This is a genomic window from Stieleria neptunia, assembly GCF_007754155.1.
GTDB classification, from domain to species: domain Bacteria; phylum Planctomycetota; class Planctomycetia; order Pirellulales; family Pirellulaceae; genus Stieleria; species Stieleria neptunia.
On record NZ_CP037423.1, the window covers coordinates 10,407,060 to 10,431,546 of the forward strand.

14 protein-coding genes are annotated in these 24,487 nt (G+C 58.7%); 8 read left to right on the forward strand and 6 right to left on the reverse strand.

What is annotated here, in order from left to right; all coding sequences use genetic code 11:
- Positions 1–150 precede the first annotated feature (150 nt).
- Positions 151–915, forward strand: a complete 765-nt coding sequence (locus Enr13x_RS35840; RefSeq protein WP_145391729.1) for a GDSL-type esterase/lipase family protein — start codon at positions 151–153, stop codon at positions 913–915.
- A gap of 17 nt (positions 916–932) precedes the next feature.
- On the opposite strand, the gene Enr13x_RS35845 is transcribed toward Enr13x_RS35840, so the two are convergent.
- The 3 genes from Enr13x_RS35845 to Enr13x_RS35855 all read right to left on the reverse strand — a co-directional run bounded on the left by Enr13x_RS35845 (position 933) and on the right by Enr13x_RS35855 (position 9,959).
- Positions 933–7,208: a hypothetical protein gene (locus tag Enr13x_RS35845; protein WP_145391730.1), complete on the reverse strand. Its 6,276-nt coding sequence runs from the start codon at positions 7,206–7,208 to the stop codon at positions 933–935.
- Between the two features lie 783 nt (positions 7,209–7,991).
- Positions 7,992–8,987: an IS110 family RNA-guided transposase gene (locus Enr13x_RS35850; protein WP_145385181.1), complete on the reverse strand. Its 996-nt coding sequence runs from the start codon at positions 8,985–8,987 to the stop codon at positions 7,992–7,994.
- Between the two features lie 519 nt (positions 8,988–9,506).
- A complete protein-coding gene (locus Enr13x_RS35855; protein ID WP_145391731.1) occupies positions 9,507–9,959 on the reverse strand; it encodes a ferritin-like domain-containing protein in 453 nt (150 codons plus the stop codon).
- A gap of 454 nt (positions 9,960–10,413) precedes the next feature.
- Here Enr13x_RS35855 and cutA point away from each other — a divergent pair, with 454 nt between their 5' ends.
- Positions 10,414–10,740, forward strand: a complete 327-nt coding sequence (gene cutA / locus Enr13x_RS35860) for a divalent-cation tolerance protein CutA (protein ID WP_231743986.1) — start codon at positions 10,414–10,416, stop codon at positions 10,738–10,740.
- A gap of 153 nt (positions 10,741–10,893) precedes the next feature.
- On the opposite strand, the gene Enr13x_RS35865 is transcribed toward cutA, so the two are convergent.
- Positions 10,894–13,941 (reverse strand): LPS-assembly protein LptD, encoded by a 3,048-nt coding sequence (locus Enr13x_RS35865; protein WP_145391733.1) that lies wholly within the window; start codon positions 13,939–13,941, stop codon positions 10,894–10,896.
- 526 nt (positions 13,942–14,467) lie between these two features.
- A complete protein-coding gene (locus Enr13x_RS35870) occupies positions 14,468–15,178 on the reverse strand; it encodes a potassium channel family protein (protein WP_145391734.1) in 711 nt (236 codons plus the stop codon).
- 101 nt (positions 15,179–15,279) lie between these two features.
- Between Enr13x_RS35870 and Enr13x_RS35875 the strand changes: the two genes are divergently transcribed.
- From Enr13x_RS35875 to Enr13x_RS35885, 3 genes are all read left to right on the forward strand, one after another.
- A complete protein-coding gene (locus Enr13x_RS35875; RefSeq protein ID WP_145391735.1) occupies positions 15,280–15,528 on the forward strand; it encodes a DUF6868 family protein in 249 nt (82 codons plus the stop codon).
- Positions 15,529–16,175: 647 nt separating this feature from the next.
- Complete coding sequence (locus Enr13x_RS35880) at positions 16,176–16,889, forward strand: alpha/beta fold hydrolase (RefSeq protein WP_197455622.1); 714 nt, start codon at positions 16,176–16,178, stop codon at positions 16,887–16,889.
- A gap of 1 nt (position 16,890) precedes the next feature.
- Positions 16,891–19,068 carry an efflux RND transporter permease subunit gene (locus tag Enr13x_RS35885; RefSeq protein WP_197455623.1) on the forward strand — a complete coding sequence of 726 codons (2,178 nt, stop codon included), beginning with the start codon at positions 16,891–16,893 and terminating at the stop codon, positions 19,066–19,068.
- A 298-nt stretch (positions 19,069–19,366) separates the two neighbouring features.
- Here the strand turns inward: Enr13x_RS35885 and Enr13x_RS35890 are convergent, their stop codons facing one another.
- Positions 19,367–20,614 (reverse strand): serine hydrolase domain-containing protein, encoded by a 1,248-nt coding sequence (locus tag Enr13x_RS35890; RefSeq protein WP_145391738.1) that lies wholly within the window; start codon positions 20,612–20,614, stop codon positions 19,367–19,369.
- A gap of 207 nt (positions 20,615–20,821) precedes the next feature.
- On the opposite strand from Enr13x_RS35890, the gene Enr13x_RS35895 reads away from it, so the two are divergent.
- The 3 genes from Enr13x_RS35895 to Enr13x_RS35905 all read left to right on the forward strand — a co-directional run bounded on the left by Enr13x_RS35895 (position 20,822) and on the right by Enr13x_RS35905 (position 24,450).
- Positions 20,822–21,670 carry a DUF1571 domain-containing protein gene (locus Enr13x_RS35895; protein ID WP_197455624.1) on the forward strand — a complete coding sequence of 283 codons (849 nt, stop codon included), beginning with the start codon at positions 20,822–20,824 and terminating at the stop codon, positions 21,668–21,670.
- A 379-nt stretch (positions 21,671–22,049) separates the two neighbouring features.
- On the forward strand, positions 22,050–23,588 hold the full coding sequence (locus tag Enr13x_RS35900; RefSeq protein ID WP_145391740.1) for a hypothetical protein: 1,539 nt from the start codon (positions 22,050–22,052) through the stop codon (positions 23,586–23,588).
- 13 nt (positions 23,589–23,601) lie between these two features.
- Positions 23,602–24,450 (forward strand): hypothetical protein, encoded by an 849-nt coding sequence (locus Enr13x_RS35905; protein ID WP_145391741.1) that lies wholly within the window; start codon positions 23,602–23,604, stop codon positions 24,448–24,450.
- Positions 24,451–24,487 lie beyond the last annotated feature (37 nt).

Genomic DNA, 24,487 nt, shown 5'->3' on the forward strand with positions numbered 1-24,487 from the left:
CCATAGGATACGCGAAACGATCCTGCCGCGGACGAATGGGTGGTCCGCTGCGCGACGGCGCGGCCTGGCTGGGGCGCTTTGGACTATGATGTGCGGCTCGTTTGCCGAGCGGCTTTACCTTTTGACATTCCAACGATTGGGATCGAGTTGATGATGCGTTTGTTCTTGCTGTTTGTAGTGTTTGCGGTCGCGGCTTCGTCCGGCACCCCGAATCTGGTCGCCCAAGACGCCCAGCCGGAGGTGTCGCAAGGTGCGGACGACTTGCTGGCGCCCTATCGCGCCACGGCGGAAGAGAGATGGTCAGACGACATCGCTGCGTTTGACGAACTCAATCGCACCGAATCGAATCCGGATGATGCGATCTTGTTCATCGGCAGCAGCAGCATCCGCCGCTGGTCGACGATGGCGGTCGATATGGCCCCGTACCGAACCATTCGTCGTGGTTATGGGGGTGCCAAGTTCACCGACATGGCCGTGTTTGTTGATCGATTGGTGTCACCGCACCGGTATCGTGCGGCCGTGATGTTTGTCGGCAACGGTGTGGTCGGAAACCCGGACGATCACACGCCCGACCAAATCGAGGCACTCGCCCGTCACATCGTCGCGGTGTCGCAACAGCATCAGCCCAACGCCCCGTTTTTCCTGATCGAGATCACGCCCTGTGAAAAGCGATTCGACGCCTGGCCAAAAATCCGAGCGGTCAATGCACGGCTTCGCGAGATCGCGCTTTCGACGCCCAACACCTATTTCATTCCTACCGCCAGCCACTACTTGAAAGCCGATGGCACGCCGCGGGCGGAGTTGTTCGTCGAAGACAAGCTGCACCTCAGCGAGGCCGGTTACGACCTCTGGTCGAGCTTGATTCGTCAACGCCTGGACGACGTCTTCCGCGCCATCGCCGCCGACGAGCAGTAGCAGTAGCAGAAAGCCCGTTACGGTGCGGCGACGTCGTGCAGGGTGGCGCCTTTGTCGTCGCTGAGCACCAGGATGGCGTAGCGTTGAGCGCCCTTGGCGTCGGCGGCGCTGATGCTGGTGTAGTCAAATCGTCCGCGACCGTCGGTGTAGCCGTCTTTGAAGAATCGGACACTGCCATCGGGATAGCGGGCGTAGACCTTGACGTAGGCACCGGCGACCGGGCGATGCGAGGAGGCATCGGTGGTTTGCAACTGCCCAAAACCTTCACTGACATAAGTCGTCAGCTCACCGCCATAGTACAGCGTGGTGTTTCGCGAGGCCCCGACGTTGGCTTCGACCAACAGCGTCTTACTCCGCAGATCGGCCGGGATCGGGTAGCGTGCCGTTCCCGTCTTGGATTGCATCGTCAGGGTGTCGGCCCGTGTCGGTCGCACCATCGCGATTCGTTGCAGGTCGTTGCGTGCGAAGGGGGCGTTGCTGAACAGCAGCTCCAGGTCGACGCCGTACAAGTTGATGTCGACTTGGTCGGTGTTGCGGTGGTCGATTCGCACCGTATCGTCTTCGACGCGGACGATCACTTCGGGGACCGACGCCGACGCTTGGCTGTTGGCGCGGTCTCGGTCGGCGATCGCCAGATCAGCCGCCTTGGGCGAAACGCCGGTATCGTCGATCGCCTTCGGGTCACCGACTGAAACGAGTTGCCCGGCGTCCATCAGCTCGAATCGCTGGCGAACGTGCAGTCCCATTTGGGCAAAGCGGTCGTTCCAACGCGGAACGGGATGGGACTGGTAGCGACCGGCGATTTCCAAGGCCGCTTCATAGTTGCCGTGATGCAACGCCAGGTAGCCGGCCAAGTAATCATGTTGCAATTGGCTGGGGACTTGTTCGCGATTGAGCGTGCCGAAGAACTGCGTCGCTTCTTCGATCCGGTTCTGCAGCAACAGGTAGTAGGTCAGCGGCAGTTTTTCGGTGCTCGCGATTTCGGCTTGGAATCCGAGTCGGCGGACAAATTGTTGATAGTGCCGCAGGAAGGTCGGATTGAGAATCTCGTCGACTTCGCCCAAACGATGGATACGGGCGCGAACCAGCGGCGCGTATTCCAGGTGTTCATAGGCAGCTTGTTCGATCGAATCGATGTTCAACAGTGTCGACTCCAACGAGGGACCGACGCGTGCGATCAAGTCGTTGCGAAGCGCAAGGAAGCGACGCATGGAATCCGGGTCGTCGTGATGAAAACCGTATGCCCAGACGTCGGCTTCGGGCAATCGGGCTTGCTTCATCACATCGACGACCGTTTCGTAGACGTCGCGATCACGCATCCGATGCAGCACGTGCGACCAATCGAGTTCGTGTAGATTGGCTTGGTCGAGGAACGTTTTGATTTCAGCGGCCGAACCGTCCCGCGCGATCGATTGCCAGGTCACCGTGTCATCGTTCCATTCTTCGGCCACGTTGAACGATTTTTGTTTTCCACTGGCCAACAGCGTTGCGCCCTGGGAAACGGTCGCGGGGTAGTGGACGAATTGGCCGGCGGTGGGGAAGTAGAACTTGTAGTCGATCGCCGAGACGGCGAACGGGGCCAGTTTGATCGTCTTGCTGTCGGTGACTTGGCTGCCGGCCAGCGGGATGCTTCCGGCGGGGATCTGCCAGAACAGTTCGACGACCTTTTCGGTCGCCGTCGGGTTCGAAACCACGACTTGCCCCTGGTAGGCTTCGCCGGTGACGAACTGATCGGGTTCTCGCCGTTCTTCGTCGTCACGGCGATTGGGATCGACTTGCTGGAAAAGTTGCCCGATCAGCACGCCGGGTTCCGCGTCGGCGGGTTTCAGGGTTCGCAGACGCTTGGTCACCAGGGCGACGGGGTGTTCCGGTCGATAGACGGTTTCGGGCTTGGAGGGCAACGAGATTTCACCGGACTTCAGTGGCAAACCGCACATCGCCAAGGCGATCAACGCGGAGTGTCGGTTGTTGGTGCACTCGAGCAAGTGTTTTGACACCGACGGCGCCGAGGCTTCGTCGGTCCAATCATTGTTGGCCAGCTCGTTCCAAAAGGCGTTGATCGGAATCAGCTCGATCGGTGACGGACCACCCACGACACGGACTTGATCAAAGTGGCTTTCGGCCCATTGCTTGGTGCTGTCGAGTTCCTGATAGAACGCACGCTGGGCTTCGAGCCCCAGGCTGCGGCCCCCGAACATCATCGCCCTGCCCGGTGCGGCTTTTTGCATGCGGCCGAGTTGACGGGCGACGTTGGCGCGTCGACTCGCTTCAAGTTTCTTTTTCTGTTCAACCTCGCCGCCACCCCCCATGCCTCCGGCCATGCCCATGCCCATGGGCATCGCCATGTCCATATCCATGTAGAGCTCACTGTCGACCGCTCCGAACGGATCCCCCATCGCTTCCATTTCAACCATGGCGCCGGAAACCGACATGCGGCTGGATCGCAAGGCGCTTTCGATCAATTTGCGGCGGGTCCCGTAGTCTTCATCGAGCAAGGCGACCGATTCAAACAGATCGCGGCGGATGGAGGACCGCAGCGCCGGGACTCGGATGGCCAGCAGGGCGCGCTCGGCGGCGGAAAGGCGTTGGTATTTCCAAAGCGTCGCGTACTCGGACAGGTCGTTGCCGAGCAACCAATGATCGATGAATTGTTTTTCCTTCTTGTTGCTCAAGTAGGGTTTGATCACCGAATCGAAGAACTCATGGTCGTGCATCCGCAGGAAGAGATGCAATTCATGGCAGGCGAGCTCGGAATAGTGCTTGAGTTTTTCGGCGGTGCTCAGCGTGTGCCAGCGACCGAGGACTTGGAATTCGTCTAGTCTCTCGTCGTCGACGAGTGTCCGGTAAATCGTCATCAGGGAATCGACGTTTCCGTAGACCTGGACCTGGGCCGAACCGAGCTGGGCAAGGTCGAGCGGATCATCGGCCGAGACGATCGAAACGGCCCGCTCGAAGGAGAGGGATTGATCCAGTGGCAGTGAGTTGGCCAACCGCAAGTCTTCTGTTTCGGCATCGCTCAGCGGAGCGGCGAGTGTCCGTCGCAACACGGTCGCCGGGTCGGCAACGATCACCTGGACGATCGGCATCCCGTCGATCAAGTCGGCGGGGATGGTGACGCGGCCGTCGGCATCCGCGATCAAGTTGGCCGCCAGCACGCCGCCGTCGGACAAAAAGTCGAAATCGGGGGTGGCAGCGGCACCATCCTCAGCTTCGAGCATGCTGTCGGCTGAACGGGACATGCTCTCCCGTGCCGGTGCGGCCGATGGCGGAGGGGCGGCTCCGTCGCGGGCACTTTGACTTTCGTTCGACGTCGTTTCGGTTTCCCACGGGTTCAGCAGAATGCTCGGTTGGGGCAACATGACGCCGGGGAACTTGGCGGCGTATTGCCGACGCAGCACGTACTCGTATTCGTCACCCAAACGTAGATCGCTGACATATCCGCAACGTCCCAGCGAGAGTTGCCGCCCGCGCAACGAAGGCATCCCCAGATGCAAGTCATCCAACGGTGAGTGGCGATCAAAGTAGCGTGATGCGACGACGTGCACCCGGGCTAAATTTGTGTTGCCGGCCAGACGGACCGTCACGCTGCCGTCCTGGTTGCGATGGATGTCGCGGATCGAGATCGGGATCGCAACACTTTGCTCGCGATGGCGGACCTGTCCGACCAGGACCTGATCGATGGTCGGGCCTTGGACGACGGCGATCACGGTTTGGTGACCGGTCCGACGGTCGACCAAGCGGAGATCCCCGGCGGGTAGATTGGCGGCAACCAGAAAGCCGTTTTCCAGTCGCAGTTGATCCGAGTGGTCGACGTGGTTTTGGCCGTCACGCGTCGCCAACAATCGGAACCGGTCGACCGAAGCACCGTCGACCAACGGCAGACGCAAGTCGTCGTCCGTCGACAGGTGCAACGTGGAGGGCCAGATTTGTTGATTGAGCGCCAGGTCAAACCGATGCTGGGTCTGATTGGCGATCCCGTAGTGCAATTGACGCACACCGGCAAGTCGTCCCAGTTGCACCCGTCCACTGTCATCGCTTTGCAGGTAGCGGCTGGGGAGGACAGCGCCGATGTCGACGGCGAATTCCAGTTTGACCGTTGCACCGGCGACCGCTTCGCCGCTACGTCCACGCGTTTCGATCACATAGTTGTCACCGTCGCGGGTCAAGAAGGCATCGACGGTGTGCGTGGTCCGGCGAATCCCGGCGATTTCGATGGAGTGACCGGCACTCAGCTCGCGATGCCGGCGGTCGGACAGGCCGACCACATGGCCGGACAATTGAAAGTCGATCCGGGCGACACGGGACGGCACCCGGAAATTGAGCTGCATCTCTTTCGCCTGGTCCAGCTCCAGACCGCTGAATTGCTTGCTGGTTTCGATGCCATCGAGATCCGTGGCGACGATCCGGACCGTCGCTTCTTTCAAGATCGCCGGGTCGACGGGTGTGGTTCCCAATCGCAATTGCGGGCGGACCAGCAGGGTGGCGGTGCGACCGGATTGAAGCAACGTTTGGTCGACAAAGAAACCGGCTTTCAAGCTGTAGGCTTCGTCCGGCTGGCGAATCGTGATCGACTTGGCGATTTTGCCATCGCTGACGATCACTTTGCGGTCGACCGCTTGATTGACCATCGGCAAGGTGACACGCCCGTTGTCGTTGGCAGCGAATTCCTGGTTGCCCACATAGATCTTTGCCGTGGGGATCGGGTTGCGATCCTCATCCAAGACCGTAATCTGCATGCCGTTGGCATCGCCGGATCGAACCGTTTGCAGATCGCCGCGGCGGATCAACGTGCGGGCGCGCAGACCTTTGCCGACCAGGTCGATGATCCAGACACCACGGTCACTGGCCTCGGGGATGGCGATGGTTTCACGATGCCGCTCGATCGCCGGTCGGTCGTACTCGATCGTTTTTTCATGCGTCGCGATCAGACCATCGAGTTCCACGTCGGTGTCCAAGTGGCCTTCGTTGGTGCGATGAAACGCCAACGAATTCATCTCATAGATTCGGACGACCAGTTTGTCGATGTTCTTCACATCGACGAGCAACTCGGTGGGTTGCCGGGCGTCGTAGCGGACGGGATTGTTCGCCGCGAAACTGAGTTGGATTTTGTCACGCAGTTCGCGGCGTTCGCTGGCCGACAGCATGTCGTAATAGGGTTGCGGGTTGGCAACGCCGGCCATCAATTTCGTCCGGGCAAACACCCGCCGCAGGAAATCGGGTTGCAAGTAACGCTCAAACGCACGGGTGTCTTGGGCGTCGCGAAGGAAATGCTCCAGGTAGGTTTCGACCAGCATCTGTTCGTTGCCGATCGGCGGCAGGATCGCGATCTGGGAAAAATCCTCGTTCAAGTTGGCGCGTGATCCGACCCGGGCGAGCACGGGGCTGATCAGCGGACTTTGACGCGGCAGTTGCAGGTAACGCAGAAACAGATTGGCGTCCCAGATGCCGGCCGCCAGGTTGGCTTCCAACAATCGATAGGTGGCCGACGCCTTGAGCGAGTTGTACGAGGCGGGGAGCGTGCGCACGTAGGCTTCCAAACGCACCAGGTACTCACGGCGTTGTTCGGGTTGTTGGCTGATGTCGACATCGGCACTCGGTCGCAGCATCCGCAGCTTGGCGTTAACGAAGGCGTTGTCATCGGCAACCGCACCAACGCTGCGGCCGACGTTGTTCAATTCGCCCAGCGTCAGAAACTGGTGGGCCGATAAGTCACCGAAACGTTGGTCGCGTGCCGGACGTGATCTCAGTTCCGCGATGACCAACTGATCCAGACCCTTCAAATACGAACCGTCGACGCGTTTCAGAAAATCGTGCAACGAGACTGGGGTTTGGTTCGCATTCCCGCTAAGGTACCAATCCGCGGCGATCTGCATCCCGATCGGGGACAGTGACACGTTGTCCCGCAACGAATTTTTGACCAGCTGTTGTGAATCGATGAAGTTGTCACCCAGTTCGCTCGGATAGCGGCGGGTGCCTTTTTTGGCCGGCGGCGCGTGGTTGAGTTGGATGCCCAGTCGATTGACCAAATAGTCGATCGTCTGTTTGGGCGATTGGTCGTAGGTCAACAGCCGTTGACGATCGGTCATCGAATGCATCAACGCCGTCATCGATCCCTTGCGGCTGGCCGACCATTCTTTCAGCATCGCCTCGGCACGATCCAGCTGGGACGTGTTTTGGTAGTGCAAACAGTGGTAGAAGAAGTAGTCTTGGCTGCCGGGAATCAACTCCGCCAGAATCGCCTCGCGGTCGTCCGCCAGGGCAAAACGTTCCATCAATCCGATCGGTGCGGCCATAACAGGTGTGGGGATTAGTCCGGCCAAGACCAGGCAGGTGGCCACGCAGAGCGCGAACCCTTGCAGGACGGCGGAGCGACGGGGAACTTGGTTTGGATCTAACGGCAGCATGACAGATCACCCGGGAGTGATGGAGAGGGACCGATTGCTCGATTCGGTACACAAATCAATAGACGAGCGGCGACGGGGACGCCTGACGGTTTAACGTAGCCGCTGAGAAGGACGAAGGACGTGCCGATTTCTTAGGAGAAAGGAAGAATTTTCGGCGAATTCCGGCGTGCGGACTGGCTCGGCGTCGCCCAACGCGTGCCGATTGCCGGATCGGTGATCGGTGCTTTAGCCCCTGCCGAGGTAACGCTGACGGTTTGCGATCGAGCTGCGGCGTGATTATCCAGGGGGACGTCGATTCAATTACGGCAAGAGTGATGGCACCCTTCTCCCCCGCAAATCGTTAACAAGCTTGCTTGTCGATTTGTGGGGGAGAAGGGCTGGGGATGAGCGACGGTCTTAAATTGTGGCAAGAGGTCAGATCGAAAATCTTGGATTTTTCGATTCCGAGATCCAGTGTGGTCAGGGGCCAGCCCCCGAACCCCCGAGATTTTCTTAGGCATTGCGCCGGTGTTCAATGATTTTTGGAAATTTGGGTGACGCGATTGTTGCGCAGCAGTAAACTTGAGCCGCTGGGTGAAACGCAACAGGGCTCTGCAGAGATGCAACCGTGCCAGGGATAACTCAGTCGCCGGTGTGTCAATGACGCATCGAGCACGTATGGCGACTACGGTCCTAGTTTAGCGACGGTGCCGTAGTCGCCTTTTGCTCCTTTTTCGCATTGACCTGAGGGTTCTTCCATGATTCGCCGCAGTGAATCATGTTGTTGAGAATCGTCAGGAGTTTGCGCATGCTCGCTACCAAAGCTAACTTTTTGATTTTACCTTTGGCGATAAGCCGATCGTAGAAACGTTTGATGACTGGGTTGTGTTTCGTTGCAACCAGTGTCGCCATGTAGAGCACGCTTCGGACTTGTGAACGTCCACCTCGGACCTTTCGTTTCTTGTCGCTCTTGCCTGTTTGGTTGGCCAACGGAGCAACACCGACAAGTTTGGCAATTTGACCTCGGTTGAGTTGTCCCAGTTCTGGCAGCTCGGCCAGGAGTGTCGCAGCGGTGACTGGACCAACTCCACTGACGCTGAACAAGATTTCTACTTTGGGATCGACTTTACTGAGGTCCTTGAGCATCTTTTCGATGCGTTTGTCGAGGCTTTTTAGCTGCTTTTTCAGGTGCGAAATCGTTTCCTTGATTTGTTGAGCGGCAAACTTGTCACGGGTTTGACTGAGTCGGTTTTGCTCCTGGGAGAGCAAATCTTTCACTTGGGTTCGACGCCGCACTGTTGAAAGAAATTCTTTCTCTTGCGCCGTGCGAGGAGGTGTCAGATGGATTTCCACATCTTCGCCAAAACGGCGGATCATGAATGCATCGATCACATCGGTCTTCTCCAAATAGCCATGCCCTTTGGCAAAGTCACGGACCTGCCTCGGGTTGGCCACGCAAATCGGTACACCAGCGTCGTGAGCAGCCTCCACAATCAGATATTCGTAGCCGCCAGTTGCTTCACAGACAACCAATGTATTTTCAGTGTCTTGGATTCTCTTGAACAGCTTTTTGCTGATCGCTGAAATCGTGTTGGGCAATTGTTTGGCAATCTTTCCTGCGGAGTCATTGACATCAATTTTGTCTGACGCGACGTCAATACCAATGACACGGTTGTACTTCTGTTTCATAGTTAAGTCCCATCCTAGTGAATACGATCTGACCACATGCGATAACGCGATTGGGTCGATCGAGCGACGGTTCGGGTTCAAAACGAACTGCTGTGCGACTCAAGCTCATCCACGGCGTTGAATACCACCTAGGGGAAATTACGATCTACACAGCAGTGTTGGGAAACCGCTGCAGGCAGCCACCCAACATCGACAGCCCAAACGATGATCAAATCGCCTGGAATTGCCAGTCAGGCGAGATACTAGGGGGCTGGTGAATCGATTTCGCAACCCACATCGTTCGTCGTAGAGCTGACGACTGGGAGGCTGCACTCGATACCATGCAGCCGAGATGTGTTGCCCCTCACCCCCAACCCCTCTCCCCAAAAAACGCTCGACGCTACGCGACTTCGGCGTTTTTTGGGGAGAGGGGAGCCTGTGGATTTGTTAGCGATCCGTCAGCCACCAACCGGGCTGCGTTTGGCGCCCCCGGGCAGTGTTGTGGCACCGCTCTGCGGTGGAAAATCGTTTCCGCTGATGTTACGCCGTCTTGCTGTCGACGCTTGCCGCGACGCTGGTCTCGCTGTTTCGCAACAGTTTGGTGAACTCGTCGACTCCCTCTTGTTCCTCTTCCAGAATGTTTTCCAAGAAGATCACCAAGGGGCGATTGCCTTCGGCCAACTCCAGTGCTTTGGTGTACATCTCCACCGCTTTGGACTCGAACTCGAGACTGTTTTGCAAGATCTCTTGCAGGTCGCGGGTCTGTTTGATCTCGTTGCGTGTCGCGGCGGGAACACCGCCGAGTGCGACGATCTTGTCGCCGACCAGTTTCGCGTGGCCGAATGATTCTTCGGCATTGTCCATAAAGGTCTTGGCATAGACTTCACGCCACACCCCTTCGACGATGAAGCTCGCTTGGGAGTACTGCGCGACGCCCGTCCACTCGTGTTTCAGGCATTCGTTCAGTTGTGCGATGACGGCTTCGTGACTCATTCGTATTTCTCCAGTTGGGGATTGATGTCCGTTGAATCATTCACCATAGCGCTGCAAGGCGGTTTCCGGCAACTGATATTCGAAGCAATGCGTCGCAATTTTTCAAATCAGGTGACCGCCGCGTGCCTTGTTGAGAATCGTTCGAGATAACTTGCCAGGGCGGCAGCGATTTGTTGAAATTGCGTCTCAAGTAGAGGGCCGGTCTTCCAGCGGGAAGCGTGACGGCCAATTGATTGATTCGGGATCTGCTGATGCAATGGTGAGCCGCTGGCCGTAAGGCCTCGGGCGGGCGCCAGAATGCCCGGCCGCTCGCGCGTCGCGGCTCACTCAATCAACAGACCGGTGAGTGAGCGGCGCGTGTGCAACACCACCTCGCGCCACTGGCTGACGCCACGTGCTGGGATGTGGGGTTTGATCCAAATATCCGTCTAGGTTTTTCATGAGCGACGAAACGATGACCGACGCCCCTTCCGTGCTGGTTTGCTGGACCACGGTTTCCGAGCAGGAGCAGGCGCGGGCGATTGCCCAAGCGTTGCTGGAGCGTCGCGTGGCGGCCTGTGTCCAGATCGATGCGCCGATCGAGAGTCATTATTGCTGGGACGGACGGGTGTGCTGCGAAACGGAGGTTCGCTTGGTGATCAAGACGTCGGTCGGACAGGCGGCCCGGTTGAAAGAAACGTTGCGGGCGCTGCATCCGTACGAGGTGCCGCAAATCGTGATGCTGCGGAGTGTGGATGTGGATCGGGAGTACGCGCGGTGGGTGGACGAGCAGACGGGGTGAGGGTGTGACGCGCAAGCTGAAGCTTGCGGGGGTCGCAAGCTGGAAGCTTACGCCACTTGAAGCTTGCGGGGGTCGCAAGCTGGAAGCTTACGCCACTTGAAGCTTGCGGGGGTCGCAAGCTGGAAGCTTACGCCACTTGGGGCTTGGGCCACTTTATTCGAGGCCTTCGATGCCGGGTGGTGGGATCAGGCCGCCGCCGATGTTGCCCAGGTTGCGGGCAAAGAATCGGGGCTCGATCAGGAATCCGACGCCGATGTTGTCCCGCCCGGTGTCGACGTTGATGTTGACCCGCAACAACAACGACTCACCGATGCGTGTCAAACCGTAAGATTGTCCGACCGATCCCGTGTTGCCAAAGTCATAGGTCATGCCGCCGGAAAAGATCCACTTTTCGTTCATGCGGTAATCGTAGGTCGTACGGAGCACGGTGCTGCTGATCGGGCCTTCCAGCGAAAGCAGTCCGACGTACGTGTCGCTGACACCGGGACGGCTGGTCCGCAATCCCGCGCTGATCGAACGCAAGCCGCCGTCGAAGAAGTCGATGTAGCCGTCGCTCAAGATCGAGTAGCGGTCGCCGAGGTGGTAGCGGAAATCATAGGTCGTCGGGCCAACGGTTTCGCCAAAGTTATCGCGATCGGATTTGGGGAATAGGATCGTATCAAAGTCCAACTGGACGACATCGACGATCCGCTCGCGGCCCGGCAGACCTCGTTTGGTTTGGAAACGCTGGTGCAGCCCCAGACGCAATTGTTGCAGGTCATCGGCGATCACGTCACTGGGACTGCTCACCCCGCGCTGGATCCCCTGGCGAAACGCATACGTTCTCGGATCGAATTCGCCGGGCAGGGTGCCGCCGAAGGTGGTGCCGATGAACCGCCTGCGGAATTGTTCTTGGGCGTTGTCGTCGAGTCGATCATAGAGCGGCAGTTCGTCCAAGTCCGCGTCACTGTCGGCGTACCAGTATTCCGCCGTCCAGTCCAGCTTGTGCGCCAACCCGCGCATGTTCAGCAAGCTGCTTTGGATCGTCGGGTCGATGCGGACCATCGGCAGGTTGAATTGAAGCCCGGCTTGACCGAGCAGGCGCGTCAGCGACTGGCCGTCGGCGGCTTCGCCGTAATGGGCGGCTTCGACCGAGGCGATGGGGCGAAAATTGAAGGGACCCAGCGGCAACCCGATCGAAAGCTCCTGGCGCGTCGACGCGACCACCCCGTCGCTGGCAACCTCGCCCGGCAACGGGAAATGGTTCGCCGCTTGCACCGGATCGTCCGGGGCATCGGCGACGTTCAGCTTGGAGTACGACGCATGGTTGTGCATCTGCCACGTCAATCGTTCTTGCAAAAATGTGCCGCCGAACAAGTAGTGGTTCAGCGCCGGCAACCGTTCGGTTTCCTGAAAGAAATCATTGACCTGGGCGTTGGCCGATAGATCGAAAAGCTGATTGTGGTGGTACTTGCGAAGCCGTAGTCCGGTGACGTGGTCGGGGTCGTTGTCCCATTCGTTCTCCAGGTACTGTTCCAGAAAATTGCGATCGCTCAGCCAGCCGGTCTGGGCGATGAATTCGTAATCGTTGGCCAGTTGTTGTCGGTGACGCAGCAACGCCCGACCGCGGTTTTTGGTTTCCGGTTCCAAGGAAAGCCGATCCAGTCCCAGGCGATCGCGTCCGCTGTCCCGGATGCCCCAGACGTCCAACATGCCGCGTGTGCGTCCCGGAATGCTGAACAGTCCCGGCAGGTTGTATTCCAACTGCGTGCCGAACGCCGGTCCGCGATCACTCAAGTAGTCGGTCGAGATTTCCCAGTCGACGCCCTTGGGCACGTTGTCGATACCGAACAGCTGAAAGACGTCCCAGTCGAGCATGACCTGGGTGCCGAAGTTGCTGTCGTTGTTGATCTTGATGTCCGTCACATAAAAGACGGGGCGTTCCAAGCTGGTCGAAAATTGCGGCCAGTAAAAGATCGGGATCCCGCCCAAGAACACAAAGCTGTTGTTGCTGCGGACAAACGGATCTTTGTCGGCGACCAGCAACCCGGTGCGTGGGTCGATCAGGGTCCGCGTCCGTTCAAAGAATTCCAGTTGCTCGCTCTGCAGCCAGTACCGTGGCACACCCATCCGGCTGCTGGTCACCGCGGCATCAAAGGCGCGATAGTTGCCACGCGCGACTTGTTGCAGCACCTCGGCTTTCAAGCGAACCACACCCTGGTACTCTGGAACCGTCGTGATCGCTTCGGCGTCCAACACCATCCCGGTTTCACGGGTGACGTTGTAGAACATCGAATCGGCGTAGATCACATTGTCGCCTTGCCGGAAAACAATGTCGCCTTCGAGATACAGTTCACCTTCGGCGGCCGACAGGTCCGTCGAGCCGTCAAAGACATTCGACAAATTCGGCAGCCAGCCGACGACGCGATCGGCGGAAATGGTGACGGTGCCAAAATTCATGAAGCGGCCGTCGTCCATCTGGGCTGCGACGTCGCGGACACGGATCGTCACGCCGCCGCGGGCGAGAATGATTTGTTCGTTTGTTTCCGGCCGCAGGACACTGTCAATGATCGGTGGGTGCGAGGCGCCGCGGGCGTCGATCTCTACGCTCTTGCTGCCGCCGCCGAAAAAGAATTGTGTCCCGCCGGTGGTCGCGCCGTCTTCAAAAACGATCGGCGGCGGCGAGTCGGTGGCAAGCGGAAGTCCGCCCGACGGCGGAAGCGGTTGCAGCGGCGCGATCGTGTTGGTCGGCGGAGTCAGGGTGGGGGCAAGCGCCGGAGACGGGATCGTAGAGGCTCCATCGGTCACGCCCGGGTCTGGGACCGGTTGGGTGAATTGAACCTGGTCGACGGACGATTCCGCATGCGGCGGCGTGGCTCCGACCGCTTCGATGGAATCCAGCGGCAGGAATTCCATCAGAAATGGACGCTGTGCCGGCTTGCCACGGTAATTGGGAGCCTGGACCGAGGGGTCGCGGACCGTGGTCCAGGTCGCCGTTCGCGGTGTCGGGTCGACGCTGCCGTCGGGACGCACTCGGCCTTCGATCACCAGCCGGTTGCGAACGCGACCGCGCGGGCCATCGGTGACGATCAAGATGCGCTCGGCATGGATGGCTTGTTCGTGGTGATGCAACACGCAGTCGCCTTCCAACAACGATGCTTCCGCACCATCGATCTGCCAACGGTAAATCGTGTTGCCGCTGGCGCGGATCGATTCAGACACAGGGGGGGCTGCATCCGAGTCGACGGCGACCCCGCACGCCCATAGCAGCGTGATCGTCAAGAAAATCAGCCGAGTCCGGTGGTGCCGCGTGCGCGCAGCCCAGGCGCCGAGCCGCTCGGTGGATTTCCGGGCGGTCGGTGGGTGCGAATCGGCAGTGGCTTCCGTGCCGGCCAAATTGCGTGTCGGGATCAAGTGCAACGAAGGGTTTTGCCAACGGCGCGTACGTTCACCGGTGGTCGATTCCGCGATCCTACGAAGTCGCAGCGATCCATCACAAGCGGAACCTGAAAGTGGCGTAAGCTTCCAGCTTGCGATCCGTGGCGTAAGCTTCCAGCTTGCGATCCGTGGCGTAAGCTTCCAGCTTGCGATCCCCGCCAGCGCCAGCTGGCGTCCACCTAATCATCCACCGAACGCCCCACGTTGACGCTCGCGAGGATCGCGAGCCGAGGCAAGCTGGAAGCTTACCCCACTGGTTGCTAGCAAATTTATGTCGATGCGTCCGCCGATCGCCAGGGTGGCGTGCTCGTCACCGCTGGGTTGAGTCGACGGTCGCTTGCGAAATCTGCAGGCCGACCAATCGCGCGATCACGATCGCCACATAGAGCTGGCCGATCATCGCTTGCAGTGTCGCCAGCATGCGGGCCGGTCGGGAAACGGGAGTCACGTCACCGTAGCCCAGCGTCGTCAAGGTGACGTTGCTGAAATAGATGAATTCGGCCACGAATCCCGGACGGGTTTCACCGAACGTTGAACTCGCATTGGATTGAAAGGACCCCGGATCGATCAACTCGATCAACGCGTAGAGAAATGCCCAGGCGAGACCGATCAGAAAATAGATCGAAATCGCCCCGATGATTCGATTGGCATCCACCGGTCCCTCGCCAAACACGTGCTCCGCCAGTGAGCTGATCAGCAACACGAAAATCGCGATGAAGCAAACGTCGGTGCTGCCGGTGACAAGCCGTGATGAATGCACTTCATCAATCCAGGAGAGCGCATAGGCAGCCACGCCTAACACGATCGTCGCCCACATCCGAATCTTCGAACACGCAAGCGATCGCATGGCCGATAACACTACAATCAAGAACATCGCATTGAGTAGCACCCGCTGCAGCCTGTCGTCTGACGAAACGAAACTTTGCAGCACAAGAATCGAGATCAATGCGATCAGCAGTTCCAGGTGACGAAGTTGCCGGAACTCGGGCTGCCGGCTGGGATGGGGATTGGGATGGGACATCGCGATCAACGAAAAGGGCGAATCGGGTGGCAGGGAGGCTGAAGTGGCGAGCGACCTCGGCGGAGGTCAGCCGAATTCAACGGACACAGAGGGGAATCGTCATGACGTCATTAGAAGTGTTGCTTGCTGCACTGGGTTGGTGCACGCTGATGAATCTGGGCATGTTAACCGTGACGACGCTGCTGCTGGTCGTGTGGGGAGAAGCGATTGGGCGATTGCATCAACGGTGGTTTCGGCTGGAAAAGCGTGAGCTGCAACGCGAGTACTTTCGCTATTTGGCTAATTACAAACTGCTTCTGCTGGTCTTCAATCTGGTTCCCTACCTTGCATTGCGACTGGCAATGCGATGAGTCGGCCGCACCGATGCACCCGTCGGGGAGGACGAATCCGCTCCTTTTTGACGTTGTTTTTGCAACGGAAGGGACAAACGAAGGTGGCGGGACGGGCCGTCCAACTCGGCAGGCGGGTGCAAAATCCGGTCGCAGCGGCCGAGTCGTGTTTCGCTTATTGTCCCAATTGGCCGGATCACCCCACCAGGAATCTGGGTCAAACGGGACTTTTGCACTACAAACTCTGATTCTTTTGCTCAAATTGATACGAAAGAATCTGCTGTGATCGATCGTGCCGAAGCCGCCCCCCGCCCTTCGAGTGGGTGGACTCCACCGTCCAGGAAGGTGTAGTATTCCTAATTGGCTCGATCACGAGAAAATGAAGACAATCGAATGTCTTGGACAGGAGATTGGGGACGCCGGGGATAAAATTTCCAGTCCCATCAAAAAAACAGATTCGACCCACATCGGGATTGCAGCTAAAATGCCGGCCGCTGGGAGCGTCCGTTCACGTTCAAACGTCGATCGAAAGTCACCTCTTCGGATTCGCTTCATCGTCAAGGAATGCATCGTCTGTGCTACTCAATCGCTCATCTCCTTCTAAATCAACGACCACTTCCCGGATCGACCCTGCCGGGATTGTTGAGATGGGTAACGGGGATGAAACCGTGCTATTTTTGCACGGCTTATTCGGAACGCCTGAACATTGGCGTCACGTGATGGAACGGTTGGCCGATCGCTATCGGGTGATCGCCCCCCAATTGCCGGTCGACCCCCAACCCGGCCGTCGCCAGCACGGGATCAACGCGATCGCGGACTTGAGCGATCAGGTCGCCGAGCTTGTCGAAACGCTTCGGATTGATCCCTTTGTGATCTGTGGCAATTCACTCGGAGGCTTGGTGGCGATCGACCTGTGTGCCCGACGCAAAGACTTCGCCAAAGGTCTGGTGCTTGCCGGCAGCGCCGGGTTGTTCGAAAAGAATCCGATCGGCGGCATGCGACCGAAACCGTCGCGTGAATTCGTCAAAAAAACGGTTTGTGGCATCGTCCATAAACAGGAATTGGTAACCAACGAACTGGTCGACGATTGGCATTCCTCGATCCAAGATCGCGACTATGTCCGATTCGTCTTGCGGGTCTCCCGCGCCACCCGCGACCGATCGGTCGAGAAAGAACTGACGAAGTTGGATCTGCCGACGATGATCATCTGGGGCCAGGAAGACTCCATCACACCGCCGGAGACCGGCCGCGAGTTCCAGCGACGGATCAAGGGATCGAAGTTGCAATTCATCGAGGACTGCGGGCACGCGCCGAACTGGGAACAACCCGAAGCGTTCGCCGAACTGCTCGATGAATTTCTTCCGACCTGCTTTGCGGACTGAAATGAGGCGATACGCCATCGCGATCGTCCTGTTTGCCGTGATTTCGTCTCCGCTGATCGGCTACGGCGCACTCCGGGCACTCAAGAGCACGTCGAACGATCCCAGGCAATGGCTGCCCCGATCCTTCGCCGAAACCGACACCTACGACTGGTTTCAAAGCCATTTCGGCACGGATGAATTCGCCGTCGTCAGCTGGCCCGGATGCGATCTGGAGGATCCGCGCGTCGGGCAACTGTCTCAAGCACTGCTCCAGACGGCATTCTTTGATCGCGTGCGGACCGGGCAGAACGCGATCGAGGAGTTGATGTCGCCGCCGCAGAATTTTTCTCGCGCCGCGGCCATCAGTCGCTTGCGGCGGATTCTGATCGGAGCCCAGGACGGGACCACCTGCCTGGTGTTGACCACCTCCGTCGTCGGTCAAGCCGATCGCAGCGCCGCGGTCGGTGAAATCGAAACGTTGGCCTGGGACGTCTGTCAGTTGCCGGCCGCGGAGCTGAAACTGGCCGGTCCGACGGTCGATGCCGCGATGATCGATGCCGAAAGCCGAAAACTGCTGTTCGGCCTGGCCGGGCTGTCCGCGTTGGTTTCGTTTTTGGTCGCGACGCTGCGGATGCGCAGTATTCGACTGGCGATTTCGGTCCTCTTGGTCGCGGTCTACAGCACCGCGGTGTCGCTGGCGATCCTGTACTTCAGCGGCGGCAAGATGAATCTGTTGATGACGATGCTGCCCCCGTTGGTCTATGTGTTGACGATCTCGTCGGCGGTGCATTTGGCAAACTACTATCGCGATGCGGCGCGTGACCGGTCGTCGCCCGTCCCCGCGGCGATCCGGGCCATCGGTCAAGGATGGTTGCCCTGTTCGCTGGCCGCGATCACCACCGGGATCGGCCTGATTTCGTTAATGCTCAGCAAGATCGAGCCGATCCAGAGTTTCGGTTTTTATTCCGCGCTGGGTGTCGTGGCCAGCGTCGTCGTTCTGTTTCTGCTGCTCCCCTCGGCGCTGTTCCTGTTTCCCCCCAAGCCCGAAGCGGAAACGGATCGGCCGACCGGTGACGATCCGCACCAGAAAGGCAACGCGTTGATCGATGCGGTGCTCAACCACCATGTTTTCTTTGCCCTCGCTTGCTTGGCGTTGATGCTGTTGTGCGCCTCAAGAATTCCGTCGATCCAATCAACAGTCAAACTGCAAGACCGCTTTCTGCCCAGCAGCGACGCGATCGCCGATTACCGTTGGCTGGAGGAACGCGTCGGACCGATGGTACCGCTGGAGGTCGCGATCCATTTTGACAAGGACGACCCCCGCGATCGTGTCGAGCAGATCAAATTGGTCGCGCGGATCCAAAGCAAAATTCAATCGCTCGACGAGCCGGTGGCGACCCTGTCGGCGTTCAACCTGTGTCCGCGACTTCCCTCCGGGCACAGCGTTCGTGACATTGTCCAACGCAAGGTACTCAACGGCCGGCAGACCCAACAACGCCTGATCGAGGCGAAGTACTTGAGCGAAAGCGGAGACCAGCATCTTTGGCGGATTTCGGTGCGTGCCAACGCCATCGGCGATTTGGACTATGGGATCTTTGTCGAAAAAATCCGGGCAGCGGTCGCCCCCTTGTTGACCGATGAGAACGCCGAGGGAACCTTCACCGGCGTGATCCCGCTGATCTACAAAGCCCAACGCCAGTTGTTGTTGGATTTGTTTCGCAGCTTCCTGGTCGCTTTCGCCGTCATTGCCGGCGTCTTGCTGGTAGTGCTGCGAAACATCTGGGCAACCTGCTTGGTGATGTTTCCGAATATCTTTCCCGCCGTGATCGTTTTCGGCGGCATCGAGTGGGTGAACATTCCCGTTCAGATCGGCTCGGTGATGACGGCCAGCGCGGCGCTCGGGATCGCGGTCGATGACACCGTCCACCTGTTGACCTGGTTCCGCCGCGGTCTGGACCAAGGGATGTCGCGCCGACAGGCGATCGAAAGCGCCTTTTCGCGATGTTCCGGCGCGATGGTGCACACGACGCTGATCTGTTCGTGCGGGTTGATCGTGTTCGCGCTCAGCACCTTTGTGCCGATCCTGCACTTCGCCTGGTTGATGGTCTTCCTGCTCGCCTCGGCGCTGCTGGGCGATCTGGTGCTGCTGCCGGCGATCTTGGTCGGACCGCTGGGCCGGTGTTTCGAGAAGAAGCGGTAGGGCGCGAGCCCAATGCTAGTGCTTTGTCAGCTTTCAATTTTCGAGCCTGCGTTTGTCGAGCGGAAAAGGGGTCAGGTACCAAAAACCAAATGGCCCGCAGGGTGCTTCGCATTTTTGGTACCTGACCCCTTTTCCGCGGTACCCTAAGAATAAAAGTTGACGAAGCACTAGCGCTTTGGCTGTAAAGGTGTTAGCGGAACGGCGCGAGCCGTCCGGTCGCGTTTCAACAACACCGTGAAAGACCTCTACGGATCGATGGACCACCATTGGCGACCACCGCGACGACGTGAGGTCGCTCTCACGCCACCTTCACGTCCGACGCAACCCGATTTTTTTGGATCGCGCCGATGCACTGATAGACGGCCTGACGGACGGCCCGTTCGCGCGGGTCATCGAAGATGCGAAAGCTCATCGTGTTGGTCAGGTAGGCAAACGCCAGCTGTTTCGATGGATCGGCCATGCCAAACGATCCGCCCGCGCCGGGACAGCCGAACGCTTGGTCATCGGCACCGAAGCGGAATCCGGCGCTGGGTCGGGAAAAGCCGAAGCTGTAATGGGTGTCGATCTTCAACACCGCGTCCCGCGTGCCGCGCGAGGGTTGCAGCGGTGGGGCGACCAGTTCCTGCATCGTCGTGGGGGTGATTCCCAACCGCCGTCCGCCCCGCGCCAAGACGTCATAGACCTTGGCAACGGCACGCGCCTGTCCGAATCCGTTGGCCGATGGAATCTCGACCTCTCGGTACTCCGGTCGGCCGAGTGCCGCGGGGTCATCAAATTTCAGAAACTTGATCGACTTGGATACGACCGATCGGGGCCAAATCCCGGCCATCACCATTTTCCACGGCAACTGGTTGAGGTTGGCCAAGATGGCCAGCTTTCGAAAGCCCTGGGTGCTGCTGATGTGTTCCGAGTCGATCCAATCGGGAAGCCCGATGTAAAACTCGATCCCCAGCGGAGAGGCAATTTCATCTTGAAAGAATTCGCCCAGTGTCCGCCCGGCGGGATCGACGCGACGGATCAGTTCATTCTGATACCAGCCCAGGGTCAGCGTGTGATAGCCGTGCTTGGTCCCGGGCTGCCACAACGGTTTTTGACTGGCCGTGATCGCCGCCATCTGGTCATGGTCGGCCAGAATCTGGGGATTGAGTTTGCGGTCGATGGCGACCAGACCGGCCTGATGGGCCAACAATTGACGCACAGTGATTTGCCGCTTTTCGCCGCATCCGAATTCCGGCCAATACGCGGCCACGGGCGCGTCCAGATCAAACAGCCCCCGGCTGTGGGCGACCGCCATCACCGCCGCCGCCATCCCCTTGGTCACCGAAAACGCCAGCGAAAGCGTCTGCTCGGTCCACCGTGCCCCGGAGTGATGGCAACGCCGTCCGGCCCACAAGTCGACGACTTTCTGCCCCTGGTGATACACCGTGCACGCGGCACCACGTTCACCACGCGACACAAAATTGGTTTCAAACTCCGCGCGGACTCTCTCGAACCCCGGCGCCACCGATCCGAGGATCGTCGGACGATTTTCGCTCTGCGTGAACATCCTGTCTTCCCCTCAATCGAAACGGCACACCGAATCAAATCAGATACGCAACCCATTTATCGTAGGGAACCGGCTACCTGCAGGCAATCTCAACATCTAGTCAAAATATCACTAGTCCTTCGCAACGAGATTTATGTACACATCAGAAACTGCCGCAAGACCAGGCTAATGGCGGCAATCTCTTCTCTCTCAATCTGGAACGAACGGATGCACGCTTTCCAACTCCTGCCGAGACTACGGCTGATCATCATTTCATTGCTGGCAACCGCACCGTTGCTAGCAAGTGCACAAGAAATCGAGCAGGTGGCGCGGTTGAGCCTACCACCGGTGGAGCGTCGGCATCCGGTCGACGCGGCCTTGGAGATTGCCGAGGAGAGTTTGCAACACGTTCGAGCCAACATCGATGACTACACGGCGATGTTCATCAAACGCTGCCGGGTCGACGGGGTGTTGCCGCCGCTGCAGTTCGCGAGTTTGAAGATTCGCAATCGCAAGCTGGACGGCCAGGACATTGTCGTTCCGTTGAGTGTGTACTTGGATTTTTTGAAGCCCAGTTCGGTGAAGGGGCGTGAAGTGATCTGGGTGGAGAACGCCAACGAGGGAAATCTGGTCGTGCATCAAGGCGGATTCGCCAGTTTCTTGACGACGCAGCTTAATCCCGAGGGCATGCTGGCGATGCGCGGACAGCGGTATTCGATCAAGGAGATTGGGATCGAAAACCTGTTGGAAAAGTTCGTCGTCACGGCGCAGCGGGATCGCCAGCACGGCGAATGTGACGTTCAAATCGAGACCGATCATTTATTCGGAAAGACGAGCTGCACCCTCGTGGAGGTCATTCATCCGATTCGCCGAGAGCACTTTCGATTTTACCGGGCGCTGGTGTATTTCGATAACGCGACGAAGATGCCGATTCGATACCAGGCTTGGTTGTGGCCCGAATCGCCCGGCGGTCCGCCGGTGCTGGACGAAGAATACAACTACTTCAATTTGAAAGTGAACGTCGGGCTGTCGGCGTTTGATTTCGACACGGAGAACCCCAGCTACCGATTCCGGTAACCGGCTGTGGGGACCACCCAGCTGGCGCGTTGGTCGAGGTCCTTTTTAAGGTCGTCATTCGGCGTCCCATGGACGACGGCCCGGAAGGGCCATCGTCCTTGAAAAACCGGTCGTCCTAAGCTGGACGATCCCTGTGGTCGAGTTCAGCGACGCGTCCTCGGCGGGGCCCGAATCGCGACATCACCGCACGCGCAGATCCAGGCGCCCTGCCGAAAGTGCGTCATGTCTCACTGTTCACCGTTTCTTCGGGAATTCTTCTCATTTTCCCTGGTCAGTTGAGGCGATTCCAGCGCGGTTTCTCAAGGAAATCCGGCATCAGATCCATTACACTGGGGCAGCTCTGAAATCTCCTTGCCATGGTGTACCAAGGACCCACAACATGATTCGATGCCTTTTCCTTCTCGCCACGTTTGCAATCTCGATGCCGACGGTGGTCGCGCAGTCCGCTTTTTCGGGAATGCGTTACCGGGTCCCGACCGATGCGAACACGCTGGTCATGATCAATGCCGAAAAAATGTTTGGATCGGAGGTGGCGGACCGTGAGCGTTGGAACGCCCGCCGCCAGGCCGCCTACGATGCGGGCCTCTCGGCCCTGCCGCCGGATGCCAAGGAGGTGCTGCTCGCCGGACGCTCCGACCTCGAATTCGGAAAATCGATTTGGGAATTGGCGCTCGTGCGACTCAAAGGCGACCGCAACGTCTCGACGGTTGCCCAGCGATTCGGCGGCGCCATGGACAACGTGGAGGGCCGCACGGCGGCGAAGTTACCGAACGATCGCTACGTCATCCAGATTTCAGATGACCTGCTCGGGACTTACACGCCGGCAAACCGACAAGACGTCAGTCGCTGGTTGCGAAAGACGGACACGACGACGACCGACGCGGAGTATTCGCCTTATCTGGTTCAGGCCTTCAAGTACGCGACCGAGGTGGGAACGCCGATCATCATGGCGATGGATGTCGAAAACACGCTTTCGACCGAGCTGGTGAAATCTCGGTTGGAAGCATTCCAGCCGCTGAAAGAGTCGGGAGTGGACCTCGGCGAATTGACCAAGTTGATCGCGGGCGTCAAGGGAGTCACGTTGGGAGTGACCGTGACCGACAAGACGGTTGGAGCGGTACGAGTCGATTTCAGTGGTGACGCAGGGCTGCTGGCGGAGATTGGCAAGCCACTGCTGATCCAAGTCCTTCAGCGACAAGGTGCGATGATCGACGACTTTCATGATTGGACGCCTTCGGTCAGCGGAAACACATTGATGCTCCGAGGAACGCTCTCCACCGACGGCGCCCGCCGCGTGATGAGTATTCTGGAGCTTCCACATGAGCTGTCCGATTCGATGCAACTGGCGTCGTCACCCGGTTCGGACCCCGAGGGATCGGCAAAAAAAATCGCGGCCCAGCAGTACTACAATTCCGTCACGACGCTGATCGAAGATTTGCGTGAGAAACCCAAACGCGACCATGTCAAAACCTTCGGCCAAGCCGCGATGTGGTACGACCGCTACGCCCGCAAGATCGACAACCTGCCGATCCTGAAGGTCGATGAGGAACTGCTGAACTATGGCTCGAACATCGCCGAGCTGTTTCGAAGTGCCGAGATGTCGATGAAAGGCGTCGGGATGCGGGCGTCCAATCGCCGGGCCAGCAACAACGCGGGATCCGGCGGCTACTACTACAGCAGCGGCGGTTACCGTTCGGGCTATGGCTATAACTCAGGCGGATATGGCCCTCAAGGCTACACGGCCAGCGTCGGAGCCGGTCAAGCGTCACTGCGTGAAAAGGGGCGGACCGATGCGATCATCACGCGTCAAGAACGCACCGCGGGCGCCGCATCGGTGCAACAGATCTGGCAGGTGATCGACCAGGAAACGGCTGGCATTCGCCGGATGATGACTGAGAAATACCAGATCGAGTTTTAGCTCTGAACCGCTGATGCAAGGCCAGACGAATACGGTCGATAGCCTGCGCCGCGTCTTCTATGAAGGATTCGTCGCGCAAGACATCGCCGAGCCGATCGCTTCCTTTGACGCGACGGCCGATGTCGATGCCGTCGGGACGTTCATGATTGATCGTCCGCTGTCGGTCGTCGGAATCCGTCGCAACGGGATGATCATCGGTTGCATCGAGCAGGCCTACTTCGACGATCGGCCTCTGGCCGATCAACTTGCACCGCTCTCCGAAATCCAGATCGTCGCCGCGACGACACCGCTCCATACCGTGGTCAACGCGTTGTCCGTCGCGGAATTTCTTTTGGTTTCCATGCTCGGCCAACCGGTCGGCGTGATCGTCCGCAATGATTTCGAAAAACCGCCGATGCGGATGTGGCTGTTCGGCATGGTCACGCTGTTCGAACTCAGTCTGACACGCATCGTCGCCAACCACTATCAAGGCGATTCATGGACCGAGTTTGTGTCCGCGTCACGCCTCGAAAAAGCGGTCTCGCTCCAAGCCGAACGCCAGCGTCGCAATCAGTCGGTTCGGCTGATCGACTGTTTGCAACTCGGCGACAAAGGACAGCTGTTGTCGCGATCAGAGGAGCTCCGGAAACGGTACTGGGACCGCTCCAGGACGCAGATCAAGACCATCCTCGGCCAAGTCGAAGGGCTGCGAAATAATTTGGCGCATTCCCAGCCGCTGGTGACGGAGAACTGGGAGGTCATCGTGCGGATCTCCTCGACCTTGGAGCGGTTCCTGGAAATCCCTTCTGAATTGATCGCGCCGAGTAGCCTGTCCCCCTATAATTCGCAGCTCAACGCGATCAGCAACCGTCAACCGGAGTGATCCGATCGGATCGCGATGCTGCTGCAACCAACCGTCA